The sequence below is a fragment of the Euryhalocaulis caribicus genome, from assembly GCF_000412185.1.
Lineage (GTDB): Bacteria > Pseudomonadota > Alphaproteobacteria > Caulobacterales > Maricaulaceae > Euryhalocaulis > Euryhalocaulis caribicus.
Window position 1 is genome coordinate 351,018 of the sequence record NZ_ASJA01000001.1, and the last position, 19,899, is coordinate 370,916.

General features: G+C 64.1%; 19 protein-coding genes and 2 tRNA genes. 12 read left to right on the plus strand and 9 right to left on the minus strand.

The features are described 5' to 3' along the window. Positions 1–74: 74 nt before the first annotated feature. The gene (locus L338_RS01710; protein ID WP_161624587.1) at positions 75–653 is read left to right on the plus strand and encodes an exopolysaccharide biosynthesis protein; all 579 of its coding nucleotides are present in this window, start codon (positions 75–77) and stop codon (positions 651–653) included. On the opposite strand, the gene uvrA is transcribed toward L338_RS01710, so the two are convergent. Then, positions 650–3,541 (minus strand): excinuclease ABC subunit UvrA, encoded by a 2,892-nt coding sequence (gene uvrA / locus L338_RS01715; RefSeq protein ID WP_022696634.1) that lies wholly within the window; start codon positions 3,539–3,541, stop codon positions 650–652. The two genes, L338_RS01710 and uvrA, sit on opposite strands and share 4 nt — an antisense overlap. A gap of 206 nt (positions 3,542–3,747) precedes the next feature. On the opposite strand from uvrA, the gene ssb reads away from it, so the two are divergent. The 3 genes from ssb (at position 3,748) to L338_RS01730 (ending at position 6,137) form a co-directional block, all read left to right on the plus strand. Beyond that, a complete protein-coding gene (gene ssb, locus L338_RS01720) occupies positions 3,748–4,218 on the plus strand; it encodes a single-stranded DNA-binding protein (RefSeq protein WP_022696635.1) in 471 nt (156 codons plus the stop codon). 16 nt (positions 4,219–4,234) lie between these two features. Further along, complete coding sequence (locus L338_RS01725; protein ID WP_022696636.1) at positions 4,235–4,627, plus strand: NAD-dependent epimerase/dehydratase family protein; 393 nt, start codon at positions 4,235–4,237, stop codon at positions 4,625–4,627. 118 nt (positions 4,628–4,745) lie between these two features. Continuing rightward, on the plus strand, positions 4,746–6,137 hold the full coding sequence (locus tag L338_RS01730; protein ID WP_022696637.1) for an MATE family efflux transporter: 1,392 nt from the start codon (positions 4,746–4,748) through the stop codon (positions 6,135–6,137). A 466-nt stretch (positions 6,138–6,603) separates the two neighbouring features. On the opposite strand, the gene L338_RS16190 is transcribed toward L338_RS01730, so the two are convergent. Then, entirely contained in the window at positions 6,604–6,984 is a 381-nt protein-coding gene (locus L338_RS16190; protein ID WP_161624588.1) for a DUF1761 domain-containing protein, read from the minus strand. Between the two features lie 148 nt (positions 6,985–7,132). Between L338_RS16190 and metG the strand changes: the two genes are divergently transcribed. The 3 genes from metG to L338_RS01750 all read left to right on the plus strand — a co-directional run bounded on the left by metG (position 7,133) and on the right by L338_RS01750 (position 12,134). Beyond that, the gene (gene metG, locus L338_RS01740; RefSeq protein ID WP_022696640.1) at positions 7,133–8,842 is read left to right on the plus strand and encodes a methionine--tRNA ligase; all 1,710 of its coding nucleotides are present in this window, start codon (positions 7,133–7,135) and stop codon (positions 8,840–8,842) included. A gap of 83 nt (positions 8,843–8,925) precedes the next feature. Next, positions 8,926–10,248, plus strand: a complete 1,323-nt coding sequence (locus L338_RS01745) for a M20 metallopeptidase family protein (RefSeq protein WP_033310309.1) — start codon at positions 8,926–8,928, stop codon at positions 10,246–10,248. Positions 10,249–10,334: 86 nt separating this feature from the next. Further along, positions 10,335–12,134 carry a tetratricopeptide repeat protein gene (locus L338_RS01750; RefSeq protein ID WP_022696642.1) on the plus strand — a complete coding sequence of 600 codons (1,800 nt, stop codon included), beginning with the start codon at positions 10,335–10,337 and terminating at the stop codon, positions 12,132–12,134. 7 nt (positions 12,135–12,141) lie between these two features. On the opposite strand, the gene L338_RS01755 is transcribed toward L338_RS01750, so the two are convergent. Both L338_RS01755 and L338_RS18170 read right to left on the minus strand, forming a co-directional pair. Continuing rightward, on the minus strand, positions 12,142–12,933 hold the full coding sequence (locus L338_RS01755) for a CPBP family intramembrane glutamic endopeptidase (RefSeq protein WP_022696643.1): 792 nt from the start codon (positions 12,931–12,933) through the stop codon (positions 12,142–12,144). Between the two features lie 25 nt (positions 12,934–12,958). Next, positions 12,959–13,201: a helix-turn-helix domain-containing protein gene (locus L338_RS18170; protein ID WP_081639420.1), complete on the minus strand. Its 243-nt coding sequence runs from the start codon at positions 13,199–13,201 to the stop codon at positions 12,959–12,961. 565 nt (positions 13,202–13,766) lie between these two features. Between L338_RS18170 and L338_RS01765 the strand changes: the two genes are divergently transcribed. From L338_RS01765 to L338_RS01775, 3 genes are all read left to right on the plus strand, one after another. After that, the gene (locus tag L338_RS01765; RefSeq protein ID WP_022696644.1) at positions 13,767–14,171 is read left to right on the plus strand and encodes a RidA family protein; all 405 of its coding nucleotides are present in this window, start codon (positions 13,767–13,769) and stop codon (positions 14,169–14,171) included. Between the two features lie 40 nt (positions 14,172–14,211). Continuing rightward, entirely contained in the window at positions 14,212–14,973 is a 762-nt protein-coding gene (locus L338_RS01770) for a phosphatase PAP2 family protein (protein ID WP_206740762.1), read from the plus strand. Between the two features lie 80 nt (positions 14,974–15,053). Continuing rightward, positions 15,054–16,229 (plus strand): DUF819 family protein, encoded by a 1,176-nt coding sequence (locus L338_RS01775; RefSeq protein ID WP_022696646.1) that lies wholly within the window; start codon positions 15,054–15,056, stop codon positions 16,227–16,229. Here the strand turns inward: L338_RS01775 and L338_RS01780 are convergent. Genes L338_RS01780 through L338_RS01795 form a run of 5 tightly spaced genes read right to left on the minus strand, consistent with a single transcriptional unit; the run spans position 16,226 to position 19,447 of the window. After that, positions 16,226–17,899 (minus strand): acyl-CoA dehydrogenase family protein, encoded by a 1,674-nt coding sequence (locus L338_RS01780; protein WP_022696647.1) that lies wholly within the window; start codon positions 17,897–17,899, stop codon positions 16,226–16,228. The genes L338_RS01775 and L338_RS01780 overlap by 4 nt on opposite strands. Further along, positions 17,896–18,303, minus strand: coding sequence for a hypothetical protein (locus L338_RS01785; protein ID WP_022696648.1), 408 nt, complete (start codon positions 18,301–18,303; stop codon positions 17,896–17,898). Before L338_RS01785 ends, L338_RS01780 begins: the two co-directional genes overlap by 4 nt. Before the next feature lie 4 nt (positions 18,304–18,307). Then, positions 18,308–18,679, minus strand: coding sequence for a GFA family protein (locus L338_RS16195; RefSeq protein ID WP_022696649.1), 372 nt, complete (start codon positions 18,677–18,679; stop codon positions 18,308–18,310). Then, entirely contained in the window at positions 18,676–18,804 is a 129-nt protein-coding gene (locus L338_RS18155; protein WP_338390199.1) for a TrmH family RNA methyltransferase, read from the minus strand. Before L338_RS18155 ends, L338_RS16195 begins: the two co-directional genes overlap by 4 nt. Then, on the minus strand, positions 18,776–19,447 hold the full coding sequence (locus L338_RS01795; protein ID WP_241762221.1) for a TrmH family RNA methyltransferase: 672 nt from the start codon (positions 19,445–19,447) through the stop codon (positions 18,776–18,778). Before L338_RS01795 ends, L338_RS18155 begins: the two co-directional genes overlap by 29 nt. Before the next feature lie 147 nt (positions 19,448–19,594). On the opposite strand from L338_RS01795, the gene L338_RS01800 reads away from it, so the two are divergent. Next, positions 19,595–19,679: transfer RNA gene (locus L338_RS01800), tRNA-Tyr, on the plus strand. 45 nt (positions 19,680–19,724) lie between these two features. Next, positions 19,725–19,798, plus strand: a tRNA-Gly gene (locus L338_RS01805). The last annotated feature ends 101 nt before the right edge of the window (positions 19,799–19,899 follow it).

The following is a 19,899-nucleotide window of genomic DNA, read 5'->3' on the forward strand; positions in this document are numbered from 1 at the left end:
TCAAACCCCGATTGCGTTCTGATCAGCAGATTAAGGCGGATCAGATGGCAAACAATGGCGACGATAAGCGTCCCATGACGCTTGTTCAGGTGCTGGAGAAAATCCAGTCCCGCGAAGACGACGATGACGATGAGCTGGACGTCGGCGAAGTCCTGTCCGCTTTCGGACCGCGCTCCTACGGGCCGCTCCTGCTGGTCCCGGCCCTGATCTCCGTGCTTCCCGGCATCGGCGCCCTGCCGGGCGTCAGTTGGGGCGCTGCGCTTCTGGTGGTGCTGATTTCCGTTCAGTTCGTCTTCAATCGCAGGGAGCTCTGGTTGCCCGGCCCATTGCGCAGGGCGGCCATACCGCGCGATTCCTTCGACAAAATGGTCAACCGGTTCAAACCCTGGCTCGCACGGGTGGACCGTCTATTCAAGCCGCGCCTGGAACAGCTCCTGAACCCGGCCTCGGCGTGGCTCGTGTCGCTGGTCTGCCTTGCGATGGGGTTCGCCATGTTCGCGTTTTCCGTCATTCCGGGCGGCATCGTCATCCCCGGGATGGCGGTCGTGCTGTTGTCTCTCGGCTTGACCAGCCATGACGGATTCGTGGTTCTTCTGGGTCTGGCCGCGTCTTTGGCGTCGGGCGGAGTGCTGGTCTGGCTGTTCGTGCTCTAGGCGCTTTTTTTCTGTTCTTTCGCCCGTTCGGCATGACGGTCCAGCACAGGCTTGAGGAAACGCCCGGTCCAGCTCCGCTCGACCTTGGCCACGTCCTCCGGAGAGCCCGCAGCGACAATCTCGCCGCCGCCGTCGCCGCCTTCCGGGCCGATATCCACCAGCCAGTCCGCCTGCTTGATGACGTCCAGATTATGCTCGATCACCACGACGGTATTGCCGGTGTCCACCAGCGCCTGAAGCACCTCCAGCAGCTTACGCACGTCCTCGAAGTGCAGACCGGTCGTCGGTTCGTCGAGAATATAGAGCGTGCGTCCCGTCGCACGCTTGGACAGCTCCCGCGCCAGCTTGACCCGTTGGGCCTCGCCCCCGGAGAGAGTCGTCGCCTGCTGGCCGATCTTCACATAACCGAGGCCCACACGCTCCAGCGTCACCAGCTTGTCCCGGATGGACGGGACGGCTTTGAAGAAGGCGGCGCCTTCCTCCACCGTCATATCGAGAACTTCGGCTATCGACTTGTTTTTATATTTGATTTCCAGCGTTTCGCGATTGTATCGCGCGCCGTCGCAGACATCGCAGGTGACATAGACGTCGGGCAGGAAATGCATCTCGATCTTGATGACGCCGTCGCCCTTGCACGCCTCGCAGCGGCCGCCTTTCACATTGAAGCTGAAGCGTCCGGGCTTGAAGCCGCGCGCCTTGGACTCCGGCAGGTTCGCGAACCAGTCCCGGATCGGGGTGAAGGCGCCGGTATAGGTCGCCGGGTTGGAGCGCGGGGTGCGGCCAATCGGCGACTGGTCGATATCGATAACCTTGTCCAGCTGCTCCAGGCCCAGCACGTCGTCATGGGGCAGCGGCGGCATGGACGCCCCGTTCAGGTGGCGCGCGGCCGCCTTGTAGAGCGTCTCGATGGTCAGGGTGGACTTGCCGCCGCCCGACACGCCCGTCACGCACACGAACAGCCCCAGCGGAAACTCCGCATCGACGTCCTTTAGGTTATTGCCCGTCGCGCCTTTCACGGTGACCACGCGCTTGGCCTTACATTTGCGCCGTTGATCGGGCAGGGGCACTTCCGCTTCGCCGGACAGGTATTTGCCCGTCAGGCTTTTCGGATTGGCCATGATCTCGGCCGGCTTGCCCTCGGCCACCACATGGCCGCCATGCACGCCCGCCGCCGGACCCATATCGATGACATGGTCGGCGGTCAGGATGGCTTCCTCGTCGTGCTCCACCACGATCACGGTATTGCCCAGATCGCGCAGCCCCTGCAGGCTTTCCAGCAGGCGCTCATTGTCGCGCTGGTGCAGGCCGATGGAGGGTTCATCCAGCACATAAAGAACCCCGGTGAGGCCGGAGCCGATCTGGCTGGCCAGCCGGATGCGCTGGCTTTCACCGCCGGAAAGCGTTCCGGAAGAACGGCTTAGCGTGAGATACTCAAGCCCGACATCGACCAGAAACTTTAACCGCTCGCGGATTTCCTTGAGGATCCGGTAGGCGATGGCCTTGTCCTTTTCGGACAGCGTCGCCTCCACCGTGTCAAACCATTCCCGGGCGTGCTGGATCGATTTCTCGGCGGCCGCGGATATATCGATACCGTCAATCTTTACCGCCAACGCCTCGTCTTTCAGGCGCTTGCCGCCGCAACGCTCACAAGGCGCGGCGGACTGAAAGCGGGACAGCTCCTCGCGCATCCAGGCGGACTCGGTTTCCTTCCACCGGCGCTCCAGATTGGGGATGACGCCTTCGAACGGCTTGGTCGTCTCGAACTTTCGGACCTCGTCGTCATAGGTGAAGCGGACCTTGTCGCCGCCCGTGCCATAGAGCACGACCTGACGGAAATCCTCATCCAGCTCCCGCCAAGGCTTGGTCATCGGCGCCTTGTAGTGCTTGGCCAGTGCGCGGAGCGTCTGCAGATAGAGTTTCGAGGTTGTCCGGGTCCATGGCTTGATCGCGCCGGCGTCCAGACTCTTGGACGGATCGGGCACGACCAGCGCCGGGTCGAACTGAAGCTCCAGCCCCAGCCCGTCGCATTCCGGGCAGGCCCCGAACGGGTTGTTGAACGAGAACAGGCGCGGCTCGATCTCCGGGATCGTGAAGCCCGAAACCGGACAGGCAAACTTTTCCGAGAAGATGATCCGCTCGGCGTTGCCCTTCTTGTCGGTTTCGTCGGCCAGCTCCGCCACGGCGATGCCATCGGCAAGCTCCAGCGCGGTTTCCAGCGAATCCGCCAGCCGCGTTTCCAGACCTTCGCGTACGACCAGCCGGTCCACGACCACGTCGATGTCGTGCTTGAATTTCTTGTCCAGCTCCGGCGCGTCTTCAATCGGATAGAATTCGCCATCCACCTTCACGCGCTGGAAACCGCGCTTCATCAGCTCCGCGAATTCCTTGCGGTATTCGCCCTTACGGCCCCGCACGATGGGGGCCAGCAGGTAAAGCCGCGTGCCCTCGTCCATGGCCAGAATGCGGTCGGCCATTTGGCTCACCGTCTGGCTGGTGATCGGCTCGCCCGTGGCGGGGGAGTAGGGCACGCCCACCCGCGCCCAGAGCAGGCGCATATAGTCGTAAATCTCGGTGACGGTGCCGACCGTGGAACGCGGATTCTTGGACGTCGTTTTCTGCTCGATGGAGATCGCCGGCGACAGACCCTCGATCGAATCCACGTCCGGCTTCTGCATCAGCTCCAGGAACTGGCGCGCATAGGCCGACAGCGACTCCACATAGCGCCGCTGTCCCTCGGCATAGATGGTGTCGAACGCCAGCGACGACTTGCCGGACCCGGACAGGCCGGTGATCACCACCAGCTCGTCCCGAGGGATCTCGACCGTGACGTCGCGCAGATTGTGTTCGCGCGCGCCCTGCACGCGAATGGATTTCAAGCTTTCAGCCATAGGACCGTCTTAAACGTCTCGAGCCGGCGAATCGAACTTCGCCGTATTTTTACGACAGGATGTTTGACGATGCGAACATAATGTGAACATCTTATGCGCCGCCCGCGCCGTCATCCACAGGCCAGATGGGGCGGACGCTTTAGATGGCAAGCCGCTCGCGGCATAAGCAACACAGCGAATTCGAAGAATCGGTATGGAGAGGTCTCATGGCCGGCAGCGTCAATAAAGTCATTCTGGTGGGCAATCTGGGGCGCGACCCGGAAATCCGCTCGCTGAATTCCGGCGATCGCGTCGCCAATCTGCGTCTCGCAACCTCGGAAAACTGGCGTGACAAGGCCAGCGGCGAGCGGCGCGAGAAGACGGAATGGCACTCCATCGCCATCTTCAATGAGAACCTCGTGAAGGTCGCGGAGAATTATCTGCGCAAGGGCTCCAAGGTTTATATCGAGGGTCAACTCCAGACCCGTAAATGGCAGGACCAGCAGGGGCAGGACAAATACACGACCGAGATCGTGCTGCAGAAATTCCGCGGCGAGCTTCAGATGCTCGACTCCAAGGGCGAGGGCGGCGGCTCCTATGGCGGCGGCTCCAGCGACCAGGGCGGTTATTCGTCTGGCGGCGGCTCCGGCGGCGGTCAGAAGGAAGATTTCGAACTCGACGACGAAATCCCGTTCTAGGGGCTGACGCCAGACCATGCGCGTCCTGATACTCGGCGGTTACGGGTTTGTCGGCGCGCAACTGATGGCGGCCCTCTCACAACGCGGCCATGATGTATGCGGCGCCGGGCGGGACATTGATTTCGCCCGGCGCCGTTATGCGTTCTGGGACTGGGCCGAGATCGATTTCGCCGATCCGCCGGCACCGCCCCGCTGGGCGGAAATTCTGAACGGCGTCGACGCTGTCATAAATTGCGTCGGCGTGCTGCAGGACGGCGGCGGGGATTCCACCCGCACGGCGCACATATCCGGCGCGGAGAGCGTGTTCCGGGCGTGCGAGGCGAATGGCGTCCGCCGGTTCATACAGATCTCGGCCGTCTCGGATGGCCCGCTTTCGCGGGAGTTCTTGCGATTTTCGCCCTCATGGTGACCCGGCCCGTTTTTTCCTGATCGCTGACATGCGGGAACGCATGGGGATCAGGGGTCGACTTCCCGCCGCCTTGGCTTAGGAACGCCCGGCAAGGCTATTGAACGGCGCGGCGCGAGACATGAGCAACCGGAACGCAATTTCAGTCAGCTGGCGCGACGAATTCCGCGCCACGTTCCGGCTCGCCTGGCCGCTGATCATCGCGCAGATGGCGCAGATGGCGCTGACCACGACCGACGTCATCATGATGGGCTGGCTGGGGCCGGAGCCGCTGGCCGCGGGCACGATCGCCATGACGCTGGTCCACCCGGTGATGATCGGGGGCATCGGTTTGCTGACAGCCACCGCGCCGATGATTTCGCAGGCGATCGGCGCGGGCCGCTACCGGCTGGTGCGGCGCACGGTGCGGCCGGGGCTGTGGATCTCCGTTCTGCTCAGCCTGATCGGCGTGCCGCTCTTGCTGAACGGCGGCCCGCTTCTGCGGCTGCTGGGGCAGGAGCCGCACCTGACAGTGATGGCGGGCGACTATCTGTTGTTCGCCGCCTGGGCCGTTCCGGCCGCGATTCTCCTCACGCCGCCCAAATCGCTGATTTCCGCGCGGGGGGATACGCCGGTGATCCTGGGTGTCACGCTGTTCGGCGTCGTCCTGAACGCGTTAAGCAATTACGCGCTGATGTTCGGCAATTTCGGATTTCCGCGGATGGAGCTTCAGGGCGCGGGCGTCAGCACCACGCTGACCGCCTGGGCGATGTTCGCGATGTTGCTGGTCTATATCACGCGTCATCGCCGCTACCGGCGCTACATGGTGCTGGCGCGGATATGGAAGCCCGACTGGCCGCAGTTCCGTGAAATTTTCCGTATCGGAACGCCGATCGCCATGACCATGGTGGCGGAGGTCGGCATCTTTGCCGCCGCGGCCATTATGATGGGCTGGCTGGGCGTGAATGAACTCGCCGCCCACGCCGTGGCGGTGCAATGCGCGGCCATCGCCTTCATGGTGCCGTTCGGCCTCAGCCAGGCGACAACCATCCGGGTAGGGCTGGCCCACGGGGCAGGCAGCCCGGAGCGGGTCCGCAAGGCGGGCTACGCATCGCTGGCGCTGGCGGCGGGGTTCGCGGCCACGACCTGCACGCTATTCCTGATCGCGCCGGTTGCGCTGGTCTCGCTCTATCTGGATCCCGGTGATCCGGCCAATCAGGCCAGCGTGGCCCTCGCGGCCTCCTATCTTGTCGTCGCGGGCCTGTTTCAGTTCGTGGACGCGGGGCAGGTGGTCTCCGCCGCCGCTTTGCGCGGGCTGAGCGATACCCGAATTCCGATGATGGTGGCGATCGCCGGTTACTGGCTGGTCGGCGCGCCGCTTGGCTATGTCTGCGCCTTCACGTTCGGCATGCGCGGGGTCGGAATATGGCTGGGGCTTGCCGCGGGGCTGGCCTTTGTGGCGGTCGTGCTGACCACCCGGTTTTCGCTTCGCGACCGCCTGGCGGCAAGGCGGACCGTTCAGGCTTCTCCATAAAGCAAAGCCCCCGGTTTTGGGGAAACCGGGGGCTTCTATTCCGTCTCGCGGGCCGCTGCGTGGGGCTGCTCGATGGGGTTTTCGACGATGCGGACCGCCGAGACGGTGTTCGGTTGGGCGGTTAGATGACGGTCGGGGTAAAGGCCGACACGAAGACCGCCGCGACGCACACGGTCAGCAGCGTGTAGCTGGCGCCGACCATAGCGGAGGTGATTTTGTCGAGACTGAGCATTTTGTTTCTTCCTTGGTTTAACGACTTCTCTTTTCACTTTTGGAGCTCTTGGCGGCTCCGTTGCGGGGCTTGTTTTCCCGTCTTGTTGATTATCGATAAATCCATATCGAATAACGGTCAAGTGGTTTTTATCGTTTTTCGATGAAGTTTTTTTCATAAACGATAAAAAATGCGACGTAAAAAGGCCCGCCAGCGACGCTGACGGGCCATTAAGTTGCTGAATTTAAATAAACTCTAGTCTCTGAACAGGCTCAGAACGATGGCTGCGGCAACCCAGCCCACCAGAAGGTGCGAGGCATCGATCAGCAACAGCGTTGTCGAGTGGGCGGGGCTGTAGACCCAGCCATACATGCAAAATGACAGGCCGAAGAACAGCCACAGCACCCCCGCGCGGCGTGCGGCGCCAGCAGGAGAGGCAATGGCGTTCCAGCGCAGGGCGACGGCCAGGCCGATTGCGGTCAGCAGCGAAATGATAAAGCCGACAGCCATCCAGGCGGGGCTTCCCTCCTGCAGCTCGGCTTCCGTGTAGCCCATGGCGCTGACCCAGGCCTCGGAGAACAGTACGCCGTACCAAAGGAAGCCGACGGCATAGATGACGATGGCTGCTACAATCACGGCAACCACATTGATTCCTGCAATCTTAGGCATGATGTTTCCTCCCCAGGGCGGGCGCGTTATGACCCGCCCGTTATTTTTGCGGCGACTCATGGCCGCTGACGCCTGATTTTACGTCCCTTCACAAAGAAAGCCGACAAGAAAACAAATGGCCCGTATCCTGATCACGTCCGCCTTGCCCTATATCAACGGCATCAAGCATCTGGGGAATCTGGCCGGTTCCATGCTGCCGGCGGACGTCTATGCGCGGGTCAAGCGGCTGGAAGGACACGAGGTCCTTTATCTGTGCGCGACCGACGAACACGGCACCCCGGCGGAGCTGGCGGCGGCCGAAGCCGGGATGGACGTGCGGAGCTATTGCGACGAACAGCACGCGCTGCAAAAGCGGGTAGGGGAGGAGTTCGGCCTGTCTTGGGACTGGTTCGGCCGCTCCTCCAATCCTCAGAACTCCGAACTGACCCAGCATTTCGCGCAGGTTCTGGAGGACAAGGGCCTGATCGCCGAGAGCGTCGACGAGCAGGTCTATTCCAACGCCGACAAACGCTTCCTGCCCGATCGCTATGTCGAGGGGGAGTGTCCGGTTTGCGGATTTGAGCGCGCCCGGGGAGACCAGTGCGATAATTGCGGGTCGCTTCTGGATCCGGTTGACCTGAAAAACCCGCGTTCCACGATTTCCGGCTCCACGGATCTGGAAGTCCGCAAGACCCGTCACCTCCACCTCCTGCAGTCGAAGATGGAAGACCGTCTGCGCGACTGGGTGGATGCAGCCGATAACTGGCCTTCGCTGGCCAAGTCCATCGCCTATAAATGGCTGGATGAAGGGCTGAAGGACCGCGCGATCACCCGCGATCTGGACTGGGGCGTGCCGGTGCTGAAGGACGGCGAACCGCGTGAGGGGTTCGAGGAAAAAGTCTTCTATGTCTGGTTCGACGCACCCATCGAATATATCGCCGCCGCTGCCGAATGGGCCGAGGCGACCGGCGGGGAGTGGGCGCGCTGGTGGCGCACCGACAAGGGCGCGGACGATGTTTCCTATGTCCAGTTCATGGGCAAGGACAATGTCGCCTTCCACGCCGTCTCTTTTCCCGTGACGATACTGGGCTCCGAGGAGCCGTGGAAAACGGTGGACCGGCTGAAAGCCTTCAACTGGGTCACCTGGTATGGCGGCAAGTTTTCCACGTCGAACAAGCGCGGCGTCTTCATGGACCAGGCGCTGTCGTTGCTGCCCGCCGATTACTGGCGCTGGTACCTGATGGCGAACGCGCCGGAGGGTTCGGACGCTGCCTTTACCTGGGAAGGGTTCCAGGTGGCGGTGAACGCCGACCTCGCCAACACGCTCGGCAATTTCATCAACCGGATCACCAAATATACGGCCTCGAAATTCGACGGTGCGGTCCCCGCGGCGGGAGAGCCGGGCGAAGCGGAGGCCTGGATCGCGGCGGAGCTGGAACAGCGCCTGCCACAGCTTGTGGCCCACTACGACGCCATGGATTTCCGCAAGGCGGCGGCGGAAACCCGCGCCATCTGGGCGGCCGGCAACGAATATCTCACCCGCGCCGAACCCTGGGTGAAATACAAGGAGGATGTGGATGCCGCGGCCATCGGCGTGCGCACGGGCCTGAACCTGGCGGTCCTGTTCGGCCTCATCGCCCAGCCGCTCGTGCCATTCGCGGCGAAGAAAATTCTCGACGCGCTGGACGTGCCGGAAGATCAGCGAAACTGGGATTTCAGCGATCCGAAAGCCCTGCTGGACCGGCTGCCTCACGGCCATGCCATCCAGCCGCCGGACGTGCTGTTCGCCAAGATCGAGGACGAACAGATCGAGGAATGGTCCGCCCGCTTCGGTGGCGGCGAATAATGTTTTCCCCGTCGCATTGACGGCGCGCCGCGGCCACGGTCGAATGCGCGCAATCGAAATCAATAATGCGATGGGAAAATCATATGCGCCGCATGCTCCTGGCCGCCACGGCCACATTCGTCATGGCCGCTCCGGCCCTTGCTCAGGATGATCTGAAGTCCGCGATCCAGAGCGATTACGACGCCTATCTGGGCGATCTCTACAAGCATTTTCACGCCAATCCCGAACTCTCCCTGATGGAGAATGAGACCGCGGCGCGTCTGGCTGAAGAGCTGCGCACGGCAGGGTTCGAGGTGACGGAGAATGTTGGCGGCACAGGTCTTGTCGCGACGATGGAGAACGGCGAGGGGCCGACCGTTATGCTGCGCGCGGACATGGACGGCCTGCCGGTGGAAGAAAAAACCGGCGTGGATTACGCCTCCACCGCGACACAGGAAGATCGCCGGGGCCAGATGCAGCCTGTCATGCACGCCTGCGCCCACGACACCCACATGACCGCGCTGGTCGGCGCCGCGCGCCAGCTGGCGGAGCGCAAGGATGAATGGTCCGGCACCCTGGTCCTGATCGGCCAGCCGGCCGAAGAGATCGGCCTCGGCGCCCGCGACATGCTGGAGGACGGTCTATATGAGCGTTTCCCCCAGCCGGATTCGGTCGTCTCCTTCCACACATTTTCCTACATCCCGGCCGGCAAGATCGGCTATGTGCCGGGCTATGCTATGGCAAATGTCGACTCCGTCGACGTCCATGTGAAAGGCATTGGCGGTCATGGCTCCGCGCCGCATACGGCCAAGGACCCCATTGCGCTGTCGGCCTACATCATCACCGGCCTGCAGACGCTGGTCTCCCGCGACATCAATCCGCTGGACACCGGCGTGGTGACGGTCGGGGCGATCAATGCCGGCACCAAGCACAACATCATCCCCGAGGAGGCGCACCTCCAGATCACGGTCCGCTCCTTCAAGGACGAGGTCCGTCAGGATCTGCTTGAAGGTATTGAGCGCGTGGCCGTGGGACAGGCGCAGGCCTTCGGCGTCCCCGATGATCTGATGCCTGTCGTTGAAGTGGAGGAGCCCTATACGCCCGCCACCTATAACGACCCGGAGCTGACCGCGCAGGGCGTCGAAGTCCTGAAAGCGCGCTTCGGCGAGGAAGCCATCGTGCAGATGGACCCGATCACCGGCGGCGAGGATTTCTCCCGTTACAGCCGCACCGACGAGGATATCCCCGCCTTCATGTTCTGGGTGGGCGGCACGCCGCAATCGGTGATCGACGAATACGCCGCGAAGGATCAGGGCCCGCCCCCGAACCATTCGGCCTATTTCGCGCCGGACCCGGAAGCGTCCGTCACGATGGGCGCGGAAAGCATGGCCGCCATCGCCATGGACCTGATGAAGCCGCAGGGCTGATGGGGATCATTCCTCGCTTTTAATTGCTTCTGGCAATTATCCGGCCGTGATATCCTCCCCGGGCTTCATCGCCTGGGGAGGCATCCATGAAAATTCGGGTTCTTTTTGGAACGGCGCTGGCGTTTGCGGCGGTCGGGGGCGTTCATGTCGCCTCCGCGCCGCAGCAAACGGCTGGCACTCGGCTTGATCCCACGGATCCGCTCTCGGTAGCGCGTACGCTGTGCGGCGGCCCTGACGGCAATGGTTTTCTGAAACGCCGTTCGGCCTTCCTGACGGCGGCCTCGGCCTATGCACAGGATGCCGGTCTGGGCGAGGGCGCGGCGACGGATCCCGTCACCGGCCTCGGCCCGTCCTATCTGGAGGTCACGACCGGCAGCGGCGAAGCGCGTCAGCAATTCCTGCAAGGTCTGCGCTGGGCAAACGCCTTCAACCATGCCGCCGCCATCCAGTCCTTCCGCGCCGCGCAGGCGGCTGATCCTGATTGCGCCATGTGCCTGTGGGGCGAGTCCTGGGCGCTGGGGCCAAACATCAACGCGCCCATGAACCCGGACGACAATGCGCGCGCCCTGGAGACGGCCCGCGCCGCTCTAGCCCGCAGCGATAGCGCCGGTCCGACGGAGCAAGCCCTCATAAATGCGCTTCAGACACGCTATTCCGATGCGCCGGACGCGGACCGCGCGGCGCTGGACGCCGCCTTCGCCGACGCCATGGCCGGGGCGGCGGACGCCTATCCGGACAATGACGAAATTCAGTCGCTGGCGGTTGAAGCGGCAATGGACACGCAAGCCTGGGACTACTGGGAAGCGGACCAGCTGACCCCCAAGGGGCGCATGGAGGCCGCGTTGCAACGGCTGGAGCGCGTGTTAACGCGCAATCCGGACCATGCGCCGTCCATCCATCTCTATATCCACGCCACGGAAGCCTCGGCCAATCCATGGCGCGCGGAGCCCTATGCGGAGCGTCTGGCGGCGCTGGCCCCCAGGGCGGGCCATCTGGTGCATATGCCGTCCCACACCTATTACCGGATCGGCCGCTTTGCCGATTCCATCGAAACCAATATCGATGCGGTGGTGGCCGATGAGGCGTATCTGGACGCTGCGGGCGAGGACGCCAGCCCGGTCTATCGCTACGGCTATTATCCGCACAATGTCCATTTCGTGCTGACTTCCGCCCAGCGCGCCGGCGATGCGCAAACCGTCGCCGCCTTCGGCCCGAAACTGGCCGAGGCGCTGCCGCCGGAAATGGCGAAGACCGCCGCCTGGGTGACGCCCATCGCCGCAGCGCCCACGCTGGCCGCGGTTCAGTTTGAGGCCCCCGAAACCATTCTGGCCCGTTCGGCCCCGCCTGACGGCGCGCATGATTTCCTGAAAGCCGCTGCGCTTTATGCGCGGGGGGAGGCGCAGGCCCGTTCAGGCGACGCACCCGCCGCGCGTGAAACGGCCGAAGAGATTTCCGCCCTGAAAGCGGAGGGAGATTTTCAGGACCTGATAGACGGCTTCGTTCCTGCGCTGGAAGTCGTGGAAATCATGCATCAGGTGGTGCTGGGCCGCGCGGCGGTCGCCGATGAGGATTACGCCGCCGCCATTGATCATTTTGGCGCGGCGGCCGCGATACAGGACGCTTTGCCCTATACGGAGCCGCCATACTGGTATTATCCAGTGCGGCAGAGCTACGCGGCGGCGCTCCTGATGGACCGCCAGATTCCCCGGGCCGAGCAGGAATTCTATCGCACGCTGGTGCAGAACCCCGATAATGCCTGGGCTTATTGGGGATTGGCCATGGCCCGCGAGGCCCGGGGCGATGTCGACGGCGCCGCGCTGGCGCGTCAGCAGGCTGGGCGCGGCTGGTTGGGCGAAGAAGGCGGCCCATCGCTGGACCAGCTGTAAAGGCCGGTCAGCCCGCCGCGACAGTCCAGAGCATGATCAGGCCCACCTCTGTCGAATTGCCCGCGCCGTGGGCGATGATCGGGGCAAGCAGGCTGCGCGACCGCTCCATCAGCCAGACATAGATCAGCCCCCAGGCGAAGGCGTAGCTCTGCTGCGCGAGGGCCATGTGAAGCGGATCGACGATAAAGGCCTGCCAGTGCGCCACGCCGAACATCAGCGCAACCGCCACCCCGGCCAGCGGAATCTCGAACGCGCCGGCCCGCACGCGCCCCGGCAGGAACAAGACCAGCCCGCCCACCAGCAGCCCGCGGAAGATGGTTTCCTCCGCCAGTCCAGTGATCGCCAGCGCCGCCAGCCAGCCGGGGGAGTCCAACGGATCGACAGGATAGGTTTCGTTCAGAGGTCCGCCGGAGAGCATCTGTGGCCAGTAATCGGCGACCAGCATGATCAGCCCCATCGTTACACCGATCAGCAGCGCGAGCCCGGCATAGCTGCGCCCCGGCGGCCAGCGCAGATGCGCGTCGGCTCGCGGCAGGGCGAACCGCATCACGATAATCCCGAGAAGCCCCAATAGCGCCTGAAACAGGATGGCCAGTCCGACATAGATCCAGATACGGCCGTCAAAAAACTCCGGCCCGTTCAGGTAAAGCCATTTGGCGGGAATTCGGCCCAGCCGCAGCATTCCCTCCATCAGGAGGCCGGCGGCAATGAGAGCGATCAGCGAGGAAAGGCGGAACCGGAAACCGGTGACCTGAAAAAACGGACGGGCGGGGCGCGCGGCGGGGAGCGTGTCAGTCATGCCCTCATTTGAAGGCGGCGCGGCGTCAGGTCTTGAACCTATGTGACGCGGCGCTGCGCCAGCGGCGCCATTGCCCCGGCGTGTATCCGGTGAGGGCTTTGACACCGCGATTCATGTGTGGCTGATCGGCGAACCCCGCTTGCGCCGCGATGTCCGCCAGGCTGTCTTCCGCGCCGACAATTTGCCGCCAGGCCGCGCGGGCGCGCGCCTCGGCCCGGTAGCGCGCGGGCGCGCGCCTCGGCCCGGTAGCGCGCGGGCGGCAGGCCATAGAGCCGGCTGAACTGCCGGGTCAATGTTTCCCGCGTCAGGCCCGCTTCCGACGCCCAGTCCGCTATTCCCGCCGCGCCGTCATGCGTCAGCGCCCGCGCCAGCAGGTCCGGCGCGTCACCCTGCGCGGCGGCGTCTTCCGTCATCATCTCGATCAGTAAATCCGCCGCTTCCGCCCGGTCATTCGCGGCCGCCGCGATGATGGCGTCGGGATCGCGAACCCTGCCGCAGCAGGGGCCGAATTCGGCGCTGAAGGGCAGGGGAAGGTCCAGCACCATGGATGGCCGCCGCGCCAGCCCGTCTCTGTGAGCGGAAAACGCGCCATGAATCAGAACATCGCCCGCTTCCACGCGCCACCGTCCCGAATCCCCGGCCTCCTCGTATGCGCCGCTCAGGATCAGCGTGGCATACGGGCGGTCATGCCGGTGATGGGCGATTTCGCGCGTCATCGGCAATTGGTAAGGATAGGCGGCATGGGGCGCGGGCTGCGTCGGCATATCGCATGTCTAGATCAGGATTCAGCGCCCGTCAGCCTAAGGTTTTTTAATGTTGGAGGAGTGCCGCCCATGACCGAATTCACACCCCGCCGCGCCTTCGCCGGCGCGCCCTGGGAAGCCAGGGTCGGGTATTGCCGGGCCGTGCGGTGCGGGCCGCATATCTGGGTCACGGGCTGCGCCCCGGTGGCGGAGGACGGATCGGTCGTCGCGCCCGGCGACGCCAACGCCCAGACTGTCCGCTGCCTGCAGGTGATCGACAAGGCGCTGCGCGATGTCGGCGCGGATATGAGCCACGTCGTGCGCACCCGCATGTTCGTGACCGATATCAGCCGGTGGGAAGCGGTCGGCGATGCGCACCGCGCCGTTTTCGCGGACCATCCCCCGGCGACGACGATGGTCGAGGTCAGCGCCCTGATCGATCCGGCCATGCTGGTGGAAATCGAGGCCGAGGCCTTCGTTCCGCCTGATGGATAGCCGTTTGACGCCGCATGTTTCGCCGCGTCATATCACTAACGTGAAATTCGATCCCCGAACCTTTTTCAGCCACGGCGATGCGTGGCGCTATGGCCGCCGCGTGATCGACTATGCGCGGCGCGAAATCGTCGTTCTGGTCCTGCTTGTGCTGATCGCCGGGGCGGCCTTCATCTTCGTCGAGCTGGCAAGCGAGGTGCTGGAAGGCGATACGGCCGCATTCGACCGCGCCGTCCTGAACGCGCTGCGCGTGGAGGGGCAGCCGGGCAACCCGGTTGGTCCGCACTGGCTGGAAGACATGGCGCGGGACATCACCAGCCTTGGCGGAATCGCCATCCTGACCCTGGTGACCCTTATCAGCGCGGTTTACCTGTTGCTCACCCGGAAGGCGGGCGCGGCCCTGTTTATCGTGACCGCGGTGATTGGCGGGTCGCTGCTCTCCTCCGGGCTCAAAGCCGTTTTCGAACGCGCCCGTCCGGACGCGATCTATCAGGCCGTCCCGGTTTTCTCGGCCAGCTTCCCCAGCGGACACGCCACATTGTCGGCCGTCACATACCTGACTCTGGGCGCCTTGCTGATGCGGGTGCAGGAGCGCCGCCGCGCCAAGGTTTTCGTTATGGGAACGGCTGTGACGCTGACCATGCTGGTCGGCCTGACGCGAGTCTATTTCGGCGTTCACTGGACGACGGACGTATTGGCCGGATGGACGCTGGGCGCGGCCTGGGCGGCGGGGGCCTGGCTGGTTCTGTTGCTGCTTCAGCGCCGCGCGGGGGAGGCGGATGGTCCGCCGGCGGACCCGCAATAGGGTTTTCTGGCCCGCGCGCACTGGCGCGCCCGTCTGTGACCGCTACATTGCGGATCAAACGGTCAGGGGATTCTTGATTCATGGGTGAGCTTTTCAACGGCGGATCGCTGATTCCGGCTGAAGCCAGTGTCGCTGTCTTTGCCGCGCTTTTCGTTATCGCCGCCGCCGGCTTCCTTCTGGAAAAGACCAATTGGGGCAAGGCCGTCACCGGCGCCGTCTGGGCCATCCTGATCGCGATTGTCCTGTCCAATCTCCATATTATTCCCCGCGACGCTCCGGCCTATGGCGTGGTGTTCGATTACCTCGTCCCGGTTCTCGTCCCGCTATTCCTGTTCGACGCCGATTTACGGCGCATCGTGCGGGAGACGGGGCGCACGCTGGGCGCGTTCGGGCTGGCTTGCGCGGGCACCGTTCTGGGCGCGCTGATCGGCGTCGCCGTGCTGGATCTGGGCGCGCGGGAGCCTGCGCTCGCCGGCATCTTCACCGCCACCTATGTCGGCGGATCGGTGAACTATGCCGCGCTGATTGAATCCACCGGCTTCGACAACGCCAATGTCGTCTCCGCCGCCACCGCCATCGATAATCTGATGAGCGCGCTGTTCCTCGCCATGCTGGCCCTTATGCCCGGCTGGGCGTGGTTGGCGCGCCGTTTCCCGCAACATGATTTCACCGACGACGCGCCCGATGACGGGCAGGAAACCGCCATGGCGCAGACCGATGCGGCCTGGGTCACGTCCGGCTCCATGGCGCTGGCGCTGGCGGCGTCCATCCTGATCGTTGCGGTTTCGAACGGCATCGTGGACTGGCTGAATATCGAACCCTATCGCTACCTGATCATCACCGTTCTGGCGGTGGTTCCGGCCACGGCTTTCCCCAACACGATGAAGAAACTGCAAGGCGGGTTCGAACTGGGCCTGATCCTCGCCTTCGTCTTCTTCGCCGCCATCGCGGCGGGCGCCGATATCCCGAACCTGATCTCGGTCGCGCCGATTCTGGCCGTGTTCGTTCTGATCATCCTCGCCGTCCACGCCCTCGTCGTGTTCGGGCTCGGATCCCTGTTCAAGATATCGCTGCCCGAACTCATCATCGCTTCCAACGCCGCCGTCCTCGGCGCAACCACGGCTCCGGCGCTGGCCGCCGTAAAAGGCTGGCGCAAGCTGATCACGCCCGGCGTTCTGGTGGGCGTCCTCGGCTATGCGGTGGGCACGTTCCTGGGCGTGGGCGTGTTCGAGTTCTGGAAGGCTGCGGGCGGTTAAGCCGTTGTGACGGCTGCCCGCTCGATCAGAACGTCCTGCTTCACATTCGCAGTCCCCGCGCCATAGGCGAGGAAGGAGTCCGCGATACGCGCCTCGATAAAGGCGTCTGCGACGTCCTGCGGCGCGCGTTCTATCAGCACGGCCGCCTGAAGGCACAGCGCGGCGCGTTCGACCCATGCCCGCGCCGACGCTTCGCCCTGCGCCAGCGAGTCTGACGGATCGGCCAGCCACGCGGCCCATTCGGCTAGTTTCGGGTGCGCCTCGGCGGCCGGGCGCAGGGCCGTTTTCAGCGCCTCCGCTGCTGCATCTTCCCGGTTCAGGGCGCGCAGGACGTCCAGCGCGATGACATTGCCCGAGCCTTCCCAGATGGCGTTCAGCGGCGATTGCCGGAACAGGCGCGGAAGGCCCGATTCCTCGACATATCCGGCCCCGCCCAGCGCCTCCATCGCCTCATAGGCCGCGCCCGGCGCGCGTTTGCAGATCCAGTATTTGGCGATCGGCGTGATGATCCGGCTTAGCGCCGCGGCCTCATCGTCGCGCGCCAGCGTCTTGTCGAAACTTTCGGCGACCAGGAAGGCGAGGGCGGTGGCCGCCTCCGCCTCAAGACTCAGGTCGGAAAGCACGGCCCGCATAAGGGGCTGATCGACCAGTTTCTTCTGGAAAGCGGCCCGCCCCTGCGCGTGATGGACGGCAAAAGCGGCCCCGCGCCGTATCTGGGCGGCCGATCCGGCGATGCAGTCCAGCCGCGTATGGTGCACCATCTCGATAATGGTGCGCACGCCGCGCCCCGGCTCGCCGACCCGCCGCGCCCATGCGCCGCGATATTCGATCTCGCTTGAGGCGTTGGAGCGGTCGCCCAGCTTGTCCTTCAGGCGCTGTATTTCCATGGCATTGCGCTGACCGTCGGGCGTCCAGCGCGGGACCAGGAAACAGGACAGCCCCGCTTCCTCATAGGCCAGGGTCAGGAAGGCGTCGCACATCGGCGCCGAACAGAACCATTTATGGCCCGTCAGGCTGACCTCGTCGTCCGACCCGTCCAGCGGTTCGGCGCGCGTGGTGTTCGCCCGTACGTCCGATCCGCCCTGTTTTTCGGTCATCGCCATGCCCATGGTCGCGCCGATCTTGTCCGGGGCGGGGAGGGTTCGCGGGTCATACGCGGCGCTGGTCACGCGCGGCGCCCATTCTTCCGCCGACCATCGGGCGCGTTTCAGCGCCGGAACCACGGCATAAGTCATCGACATGGGGCAGCAGACCCCGTCATCGGACCAGCCCATCAGCATCATCAGCGCCGAATGCGCGACATGCCCGCCCGCAGGGTGCGTCCATGCGCGCGCTGAAACGCCGCCGGAAAGCCCGGTTTCCATCAGCGCATGATAGGCGGGATGGAACTCAACCTCGTCGATACGCTGTCCGTAGCGGTCGAAAGCTTTCAGCGCCGGCGGGTTTTCATTCGCCACGCGCCCCAGCTCCCGCAACGCCTGCGCCCCCGTTTCGCGGCCGAACGCGGTCAGATGCGCGGCCTGGCCGTCCGGGTCGCCGCCGGGCAGGGCGCGTTCAACATGGGTTTTCAGGATGGAATCGCCGGCAAACGCGTCCAGATCGCCCATCGGATCGGCCTGATTGGCGACTTCATGGGTGGCGAGATCGGCGCGCGGGCGGAAATTTGTCATTGGTTTGCCTCGGGCCGGACTTCAAGAACAGGCTCCTCTACGGCGTCATCCCGGAAGCGAACCGCGCAAAAGGGAATGTCTGTTGCGGTCTCGTAGCCATGCAAAGTCACGCCCTCGATGAACAAAAGCAGGGCGTCATTGGGGAAATCCTGCGTATCGGGGCCCTTCTCGACCCCCTCCAGCATGGCCGCCAGAAGGTTTTTTCGATAGCGAAGGTTCTCCGACGCCGTGTCCTCGGCCTGCCGCGCCCGGGTCATATCCAGCGCCTGCGCCATGTGTTCCTGCGTCGTGGCGGCCAGAAACTCGCCATTCACCAGCAGGGGAATCAGCCCCCGCCGGCGCAGACCGGCTGCAAATTCGCTGTCTTCGGCGGGGTGGGAATACTGGATTGTGACCTGTTTCAAGGCGCTATCGCTCCTCAATCAATGTAACCCATGGCAATTTTTCGGCGGCGAATGCATCGCCCGTGGGCGTGAATTGGTCAGGATTGTCGAAGGTTCCGATCAGGAAATGCGTCTCTCCGGCCCATTTTTCGCTGGAAAATGACACCGGCGTTCCGCAAACGGCGCAGAATCCGCGCGCGGTTGCGGGCGAACTCTCATGAAGATCGGGCGGATTCGGCCATGAAACCTGACCGGTTTCGAATCCGATCCATGTGGAAAACGCCCCGCCGGTGGAGCGGCGGCAGTCTTCGCAATGGCAATTGGCGACGAATTTCGGGTCTCCGGCGGCCTTGAAGCGCACCTTTCCACACCGGCATCCGCCTTCGAACTCACTCATGCCCGGCCTCTGGCCCACTCATAAAGCGCGACCGCGGCCGCGACGGAAACGTTCAGGCTTTCCACCTTATCGCTGATCGGGATGCGCGCCAGCGAATCACAGGCCTCGGCGACGGACGGGCGCAGCCCTTTTTTCCTCGGCGCCCATGACCAGAACCACGGCGTCTTTGCCGGAAACCGCCTCGGACAGCGCGATCTCCGCTTCTCCGGCCAGTCCCACGGCCCGCCATCCGCGCTTTGTCAGCTCGTTCAGGGCACGGGAAAGATTGACCACGCGCGCGGTCGGTACGGTTTCCGCCGCGCCCACGGCGGTTTTCGCCAGTCCGCCGGACAGGGGCGGGGCCTTGCGGTCCTGCATGATGATTCCCCTGGCGCCAAATGCGGCGGCCGAACGGTAGATCGCCCCGGCGTTCCGCGGGTCGGTCACGCCGTCCAGCATCACGATCAGACCTTGCGGCGGCGAAATCAGATCTTCCAGCGATACGCCGTCAGGCTGTTTCGTCTTCAGCGCTACGCCCTGATGCACCGCGCCATCGGGCAGCATGGCGTTCAGCGCCTTGGGGTCGACGATCTCCGCGCGATCGGCGAAGGCGCTGAAGCCCTCGGTGGCGGCGTTCCGCGTCAGATAGAGGCCCAGAATCTTCCGGGCCGGGTTGTTCAGCGCCGCCAGCGCGGCGTGCGATCCCCATATCCAGGCGATATTATCGGCATTGTTCTGCGTTCCCTGACGCCGGGGCGCCTTTGAGCGGTTGCGTGGGTTTTGGGCCATCGTTATATCTCCCCGCTCCGATCTGGACGGAGCCGGTAAAATTGCTTCGCTAAAGGGGTCGCGTATCACGCCCCTTTGCGGTTTGCACGGTCCCGGAGCCGAGTCTGGATTCGGAACGCGCCTCGCGCGGCGGCGAACGCCGGAGTTGGAGGGGTGGGAGAGTGGTTAAATCCAGCAGACTGTAAATCTGCCCGCTATGCGTACGCTGGTTCGAATCCAGCCCCCTCCACCATTTCCGTTCGCCGTCCGGGCCATTATTGAAGGCGTGGCGACACGGGCGGGCATAGCTCAATGGTAGAGCCACAGCCTTCCAAGCTGAAGATGCGGGTTCGATTCCCGCTGCCCGCTCCAACGCCTCAAAGGCGTTGCAATTATCGCCCAATCGATTAGATAGCGGCGCAAACGCGCGCGTCCCGCGCATTATCATCATCCACTCAACGATAGACGTAAGA

Coding starts and splice junctions, on each gene's coding strand:
- L338_RS01710 (WP_161624587.1), top strand. CDS start 75: ATGACGCTTGTTCAGGTGCTGGAGAAAATCCAGTCCCGCGAAGACGAC.
- uvrA (WP_022696634.1), bottom strand. CDS start 3,541: ATGGCTGAAAGCTTGAAATCCATTCGCGTGCAGGGCGCGCGCGAACAC.
- ssb (WP_022696635.1), top strand. CDS start 3,748: ATGGCCGGCAGCGTCAATAAAGTCATTCTGGTGGGCAATCTGGGGCGC.
- L338_RS01725 (WP_022696636.1), top strand. CDS start 4,235: ATGCGCGTCCTGATACTCGGCGGTTACGGGTTTGTCGGCGCGCAACTG.
- L338_RS01730 (WP_022696637.1), top strand. CDS start 4,746: ATGAGCAACCGGAACGCAATTTCAGTCAGCTGGCGCGACGAATTCCGC.
- metG (WP_022696640.1), top strand. CDS start 7,133: ATGGCCCGTATCCTGATCACGTCCGCCTTGCCCTATATCAACGGCATC.
- L338_RS01745 (WP_033310309.1), top strand. CDS start 8,926: ATGCGCCGCATGCTCCTGGCCGCCACGGCCACATTCGTCATGGCCGCT.
- L338_RS01750 (WP_022696642.1), top strand. CDS start 10,335: ATGAAAATTCGGGTTCTTTTTGGAACGGCGCTGGCGTTTGCGGCGGTC.
- L338_RS01755 (WP_022696643.1), bottom strand. CDS start 12,933: ATGACTGACACGCTCCCCGCCGCGCGCCCCGCCCGTCCGTTTTTTCAG.
- L338_RS18170 (WP_081639420.1), bottom strand. CDS start 13,201: ATGGCCTGCCGCCCGCGCGCTACCGGGCCGAGGCGCGCGCCCGCGCGC.
- L338_RS01765 (WP_022696644.1), top strand. CDS start 13,767: ATGACCGAATTCACACCCCGCCGCGCCTTCGCCGGCGCGCCCTGGGAA.
- L338_RS01775 (WP_022696646.1), top strand. CDS start 15,054: ATGGGTGAGCTTTTCAACGGCGGATCGCTGATTCCGGCTGAAGCCAGT.
- L338_RS01780 (WP_022696647.1), bottom strand. CDS start 17,899: ATGACAAATTTCCGCCCGCGCGCCGATCTCGCCACCCATGAAGTCGCC.
- L338_RS16195 (WP_022696649.1), bottom strand. CDS start 18,679: ATGAGTGAGTTCGAAGGCGGATGCCGGTGTGGAAAGGTGCGCTTCAAG.
- L338_RS01795 (WP_241762221.1), bottom strand. CDS start 19,447: ATGGCCCAAAACCCACGCAACCGCTCAAAGGCGCCCCGGCGTCAGGGA.